General features: G+C 60.5%; 4 protein-coding genes and 1 pseudogene. 3 read left to right on the top strand and 2 right to left on the bottom strand.

The genetic code is table 11. From position 1 onward, the window contains the following. Positions 1-292: pseudogene (locus tag AACS18_RS14875) on the bottom strand (ketol-acid reductoisomerase); the annotation flags it as partial. Between the two features lie 221 nt (positions 293-513). On the opposite strand from AACS18_RS14875, the gene ilvY reads away from it, so the two are divergent. Next, a complete protein-coding gene (ilvY, locus tag AACS18_RS14870) occupies positions 514-1,407 on the top strand; it encodes an HTH-type transcriptional activator IlvY (RefSeq protein ID WP_033113590.1) in 894 nt (297 codons plus the stop codon). Here the strand turns inward: ilvY and AACS18_RS14865 are convergent. Continuing rightward, entirely contained in the window at positions 1,396-2,256 is an 861-nt protein-coding gene (locus tag AACS18_RS14865; RefSeq protein WP_108612575.1) for a hypothetical protein, read from the bottom strand. The two genes, ilvY and AACS18_RS14865, sit on opposite strands and share 12 nt — an antisense overlap. Positions 2,257-2,448: 192 nt before the next feature. Between AACS18_RS14865 and AACS18_RS14860 the strand changes: the two genes are divergently transcribed. Together AACS18_RS14860 and AACS18_RS14855 are read left to right on the top strand one after the other, a co-directional pair. Then, positions 2,449-2,640, top strand: coding sequence for a hypothetical protein (locus AACS18_RS14860; protein WP_005339486.1), 192 nt, complete (start codon positions 2,449-2,451; stop codon positions 2,638-2,640). A gap of 73 nt (positions 2,641-2,713) precedes the next feature. After that, on the top strand, positions 2,714-5,296 hold the full coding sequence (locus AACS18_RS14855) for a bifunctional acetate--CoA ligase family protein/GNAT family N-acetyltransferase (protein ID WP_108612574.1): 2,583 nt from the start codon (positions 2,714-2,716) through the stop codon (positions 5,294-5,296). The last annotated feature ends 166 nt before the right edge of the window (positions 5,297-5,462 follow it).

Here is a 5,462-nt window from a genome sequence, read left to right as displayed (position 1 = left end):
TCGGGATCAGCTCTTCATAGGTGCCGACCGCGAAGCCATTGTCGGTGGCTTTCTGCCAGGAGGCGCGCTTCTCGGTGATGGCGGCCTTGCGCAGGGCGTAGGAGATATCCAGCCCGGAGTCGCGCATGTTCAGACCCTGGTTCAGACCCTGGGCACCACAGCCCACAATCACCACCTTCTTGCCCTTCAGCACGTTGCAGCCGTCCGCGAACTCTTCGCGCTGCATGAAACGACACTTGCCCAGCTGGGCCAACTGCTGACGCAGGTTCAAGGTGTTGAAATAGTTAGCCATGGTGATTGCTCCGTTCGATTGATTCCATGCCGGATAGCGGCGTTGTCTGAACCACTATAGCGCGGGACACTTATTGCCTGAACTGATATATTCGAAACAGTACGTTGCAATAATTGAAACGTTAACCCTTCATAATTGCCTGCTGAATGTACCGCGAGATGGCAGAAACAAGCCGCCAACCGCTGGATATCGGGCACACATGCCGCGCCAGGAGCTGAAAGATGGACCTTCGTAATCTCGAGCTGTTTCTCCACCTCGCCGACTCCCTCCACTTCGGCAAGAGCGCCGATGCCATGGCGGTCAGCCCCTCCACCCTGAGTCGCGCCATCCAGCGGCTGGAGCAGGAGACCGGCTGCATCCTGTTCGAGCGGGATAACCGCTCGGTACGGCTCACCCCGGCGGGCGAGAAGCTGCGGGAGTTTGGCGGCGGCCTGTTGCAGGAGTGGCGTCAGCTCAAGCAGGAGCTCAAACGCAGCGATGAACCGCTGCAGGGGCGACTGCGGGTCTTCTGCTCGGTCACTGCCAGCTACTTTCTGCTGCCCGAGGTACTGGAGCGTTTTCGCCGCCGCTACCCCCAGCTGGAGATCAAGCTGGAGACCGGTGACCCGGCGCTGGCGGTGGACAAGATCCTGGCCGACGAGGCCGATCTCGCCATCGCAGCCCGCCCCGACGCCCTGCCCGCCAAGCTGGAGTTCGCCAGCCTGCAGCTGGTGCCGCTGGTCTTTATCGCGCCACGCAACGCGCCGCAACTGAACCAGTGGTTCCGTCAGGGAGAACCTGATTGGGAGCAGCTTCCAGTCATCCTCTCCGAGCAGGGGCTGGCCCGCAAACGCAGCGATCAGTGGTTTCGCAACAAGGGGATAGCGCCAAACATCTATGCCGAAGTGGCGGGTAACGAGGGGATCGTCGCCATGGTGGCGCTCGGCTGTGGCGTGGGGCTGGTGCCGGCGGCGGTGATCGACCACAGCCCGCTCGGCGACAAGGTGCGGATCATCGACCTCAAGCCCGCCTTCAAGCCATTTGATGTGGGGATCGGGGTGCTCAAGAAGCGACTGGAAGAGCCGCTGATCCGCGCCTTCTGGGATACGGCGCAAAGCCAGAACTCACTGCGCTGAGACGGGCTGGTAGATGAGCGTCGGGTCGGCCATCATCTTGCGACTCGACAACGGCAGATCAGGGTTGTTCAGCTCGAGGCGCTGCCGCTGATCGAGCTGCAAACGGCGGATGGTGCTGCCAAACCCCTCCTCGAAGATCCGGTCAAAATCCCCAGTTTGCCGCGCCCGCTGCAGACCGAGCTCGATGCGCTGCGCCAGCTCCGGATATTTTGGCGAGACAAAGAAGAGCAGTGCCAGCGGATAGCGAAACACCAGACGAGGCTCGATAGCGAGATCCGGATGTTGCCTGAGCTCATCCTCGACCTCGATCACGGATCGCAAAAAGCAGTCGAAACGCTGCTTGCGCAGCATGTTGAACAGAGCTTCATAGAGATTGCCAGCCATCACATTGAGGCCGTTGGCCCTCAGCAGCTGGGTGTCAGGCCAGGATCTGTGCTGGCCGATGATGAGCCCGGAGCGGCGCCAGTCGGCCAACGAGTGAATGGCGGCAAAGCGCCCCTCATCCCCCTGCCGAATCAGACAAACCCGCCAGCCGAGCAACCCCTTGGCCAATGGAATATGCACCGCCAGCAGATCCCTTTCCCGCTCCTCATCGGGGGCAAACACTCCGACCTGAACCAGCTCGCCGCTCTGCAACTCTTTCACCGTCCGCCCCTGTTCCATCGGCGGACTGGAGACCAGCTGGTAGGGGCCATATTCGGGCACCGTCAGATCGAGAGAGAGCCGCAACAACTGCACCACTGCCGGATTGGGGTGATCCAGCAGCAGATTCCAGGCGCGGATAGGCTGCTCGGTTGCCGATACGCCAACCGTCCACAGTGCCATGCACCACCACCAGACTCTGATCATCCTGCGCACCATCCGTGCCTCGTGCTCCTCGCCATACTATAACGCCAGCCAGCGCCTCAACGGCGCCCTCTCTGAAAGATGTGTGAGCGCTCTCGTGTCAAATCTCGTGTCAGAAGTGACAATAGGCAAACCCGGCAGGTCATCGCAGACTGGGCGTTCATCAACAAACGCCAAGGCGCAGGGAGGAGAGCCATGAAACAGCATCTGGTAGAGATCAAGGGTTCAACCCTGTTTGACGAGTATCTGCAAAGCATGGGCGTACCCAGCACGGCGCTCGATCGGGAGCAGGATATCTATCTGCAGGAACGCCACCTGGGAGCCATTCGCCGGGTGCAGGGCGAACTGCGCTTTTATCTGCGTGCCAATGCCCTCAACAAACGGTGATCAGGATCCGGTCACAGAACCCGCAGCAAAGGCGTATTAGACTGGTATCTTCCCCCTTTTGTCGGGAGTGCCCATGAAAGCAAGCGGTCTGGATCGGCTGTTCAAACCCCACTCAATCGCCGTGATCGGCGCCTCGACCGACCCGCTCAAGGCGGGTCATGTGATCGTGCGCCACCTGCTGGCAGGCCAGTTCAAAGGCCCCATCCTCCCCGTCACCCCGCGCAACAAGTCCATCGCCGGCGTGCTGGCCTATCCCGATATCGCCAGCCTGCCGCTAACCCCGGATCTCGCCATCATCTGCACCAAGCGGGAGCGGGTCCTGCCATTGCTGGAAGCGCTAGGCCAGAAGGGCGCGGGGGCAGCCATCATACTGGCCGCCGACTTTTCCCCCGAGGAGCGGCTGGAGCTGAAACGGGTCTGCCAGCAATACGGCATTCGCCTGCTCGGCCCCAACAGCATGGGGATGCTGCTGCCCGGCCAGGGGATTAACGCCAGCTTTTCACCCATTGCTGCCAAGCCGGGGCAGGTTGCCTTTCTCTCGCAATCTGCCGCCGTCAGCACCACCATTCTGGATTGGGCCAAGCAGCATGAGCTAGGCTTCTCCGCCTTCATCTCCCTTGGTGATCACTGCGACATCGACTTCGGCCAGCTGCTGGATCAGCTCTCCCGCGACAGCGTCACCCGCGCCATCTTGATCTACATGGACAAGCTGCACGACGCCCGCCACTTTCTCTCGGCTGCGCGGGCAGCCTCACGCAACAAGCCGATCCTGGTGCTGAAAAGCGGGCGCCACGAACCGGCCCACGGTCTCGACAATGTCTACGATGCGGCCATCCGCCGTGCCGGCATGCTGCGGGTACGCGATACCCACGAACTGTTTGCCGCGGTGGAAACCCTCAGCCACTCCATGACCCTCAAGGGGGAGCGGCTTGCCATCATCTCCAACGGTCGCGGGCTGGCTAATATGGCAGTGGATGTACTGCTGGAGCGAGGCGGCAAGCTGGCTCGTCCGCCGCTCGATATCGGCAGCGATGCCACCATCACCACCTATCAGGAGGCGCTGGACAGCGTGTTGCAGGAAGATGGCATCGACGCCATCCTGATCATCCACGCCCCCTCGCTCACGGCACCGAGCGCGCCGCTGGCCAGCCATCTTATCGCCCATCTGAAGCAGCATCCCAGAGCGCGCCGTTTCAATATCCTCACCAACTGGGCGGGCGAATACTCGGCACAGGAGGGGCGAAAACTCTTTACCGAGGCGGGCTTCCCGACCTACCGCACGCCGGAAAGCGCCATGGCCGCCTTCATGCACATGGTGGAATACCGCCGCAACCAGAAGCAGTTGATGGAAACCCCGGCATCCCTGCATGGCAACCAGCTCAATGTCGATCTGTGCCAGCAGCTGATCCGCCAAGCGCAGGAGCGCAAGCAACTGAGACTGGATACACATCTCGTTCACCCCATTTTGCAAGCCGCAGGTCTCTCGACCCTGCCAACCTGGATCGTCACCGACGCCATCGAGGCGACCCTCACCGCCGAGCAGATCGGCTACCCGGTGGCGGTAAAACTGCGCTCGCCCGATATCCTGCACAAGTCTGCCGTACACGGAGTGGTACTCAATCTGCGCACCTCGGCCGAAGTGGCACAAGCTGCAGATGCCATTCTGGACAGGGTCAAACAGCATGATCCGGGCGCCCGTATCGAAGGCTTGCTGGTGCAGCGGATGGCTCGCCGCAGCGGCGGCCTCGAGCTGCGGGTACGCATCCAGCAAGACGCCATCTTTGGCCCCGTCATTCTGCTGGGGGAATCAGGCGCAGAACCGCAGGAGATGGTGGCTGCCTTGCCACCGCTCAATCAAGCGCTGGCCCGTTACCAGATCATCGGAGCCCTCAAGAGTCGCAAGATCCGTGAGCAGGCCACACCGGAACGACTGGATATCGATGCCTTGGGCCAAGTGCTCTGTCAGCTCTCCGAACTATTGCTCGCCTTTCCGGAGATTCAGGAGCTGGATCTACACCCGCTACAAGCGTGTGGTGCCGAAATGGTGGTGCTGGATGCCAGCCTCACGCTGGCTGACCCCGCCCTCCCGGCCAGCAACCGACTGGCTATCCGCCCCTATCCTACCGAACTGGAGGAGGGTGCCTGGCTTAAAGATCAGCGCCATATCCTGCTGCGCCCGATCCGGCCGGAAGATGAACCGGCTCACAAGCAGTTCGTTCTGCAGGTCTCCGATGAAGACAGGTACAAACGCTTCTTCGCCGATGTGGGCGAACTGGGCCATGAAGAGCTGTCCCGCATGACCCAGATCGATTACGACCGGGAGATGGCCTTCGTTGCTGTGGGGCAAGATGGCGAGCTGCAGGATCAGATCCTCGGCGTGGTACGCGCCATTTCGACCCCGGATCTGAGCGATGCCGAGTTTGCCATTCTGGTGCGATCGGACTTGAAAGGGGTGGGTCTCGGCAAATTGATGATGGAGAAGATCATCCGCTACGCCAAAGAGCAGGGGATTGGCCAGCTATCCGGCATGACCATGCCCAGCAATCGCGGCATGGTCAACCTCGCCAAACGGCTTGGCTTCAAGATCGATGTCCAGATGGAAGAGGGGGTGGTCAATATGGAACTGCCCTGTACTCAGCAAGCAACACAAGCCTGATTTGACCACCTGTAGAGTCATTCAAATGGCCGTGAATGAAACTGATAAGGCTCTGATATAGTCAGAAAATGGTGGAAATAACCGGCTATCTGGCACTCTTACTTGGCAGAGAAAAGCCAGATATTGGTGGTTTAAGGCGCTAAAAATACAAAAGCCCGGTTATGAA

Origin of the sequence: Aeromonas sp. HMWF015, from assembly GCF_963878965.1 — a bacterium.
In the GTDB taxonomy this organism is placed as follows: domain Bacteria; phylum Pseudomonadota; class Gammaproteobacteria; order Enterobacterales; family Aeromonadaceae; genus Aeromonas; species Aeromonas veronii.
This window is presented reverse-complemented; position numbering and strand designations above follow the sequence as displayed.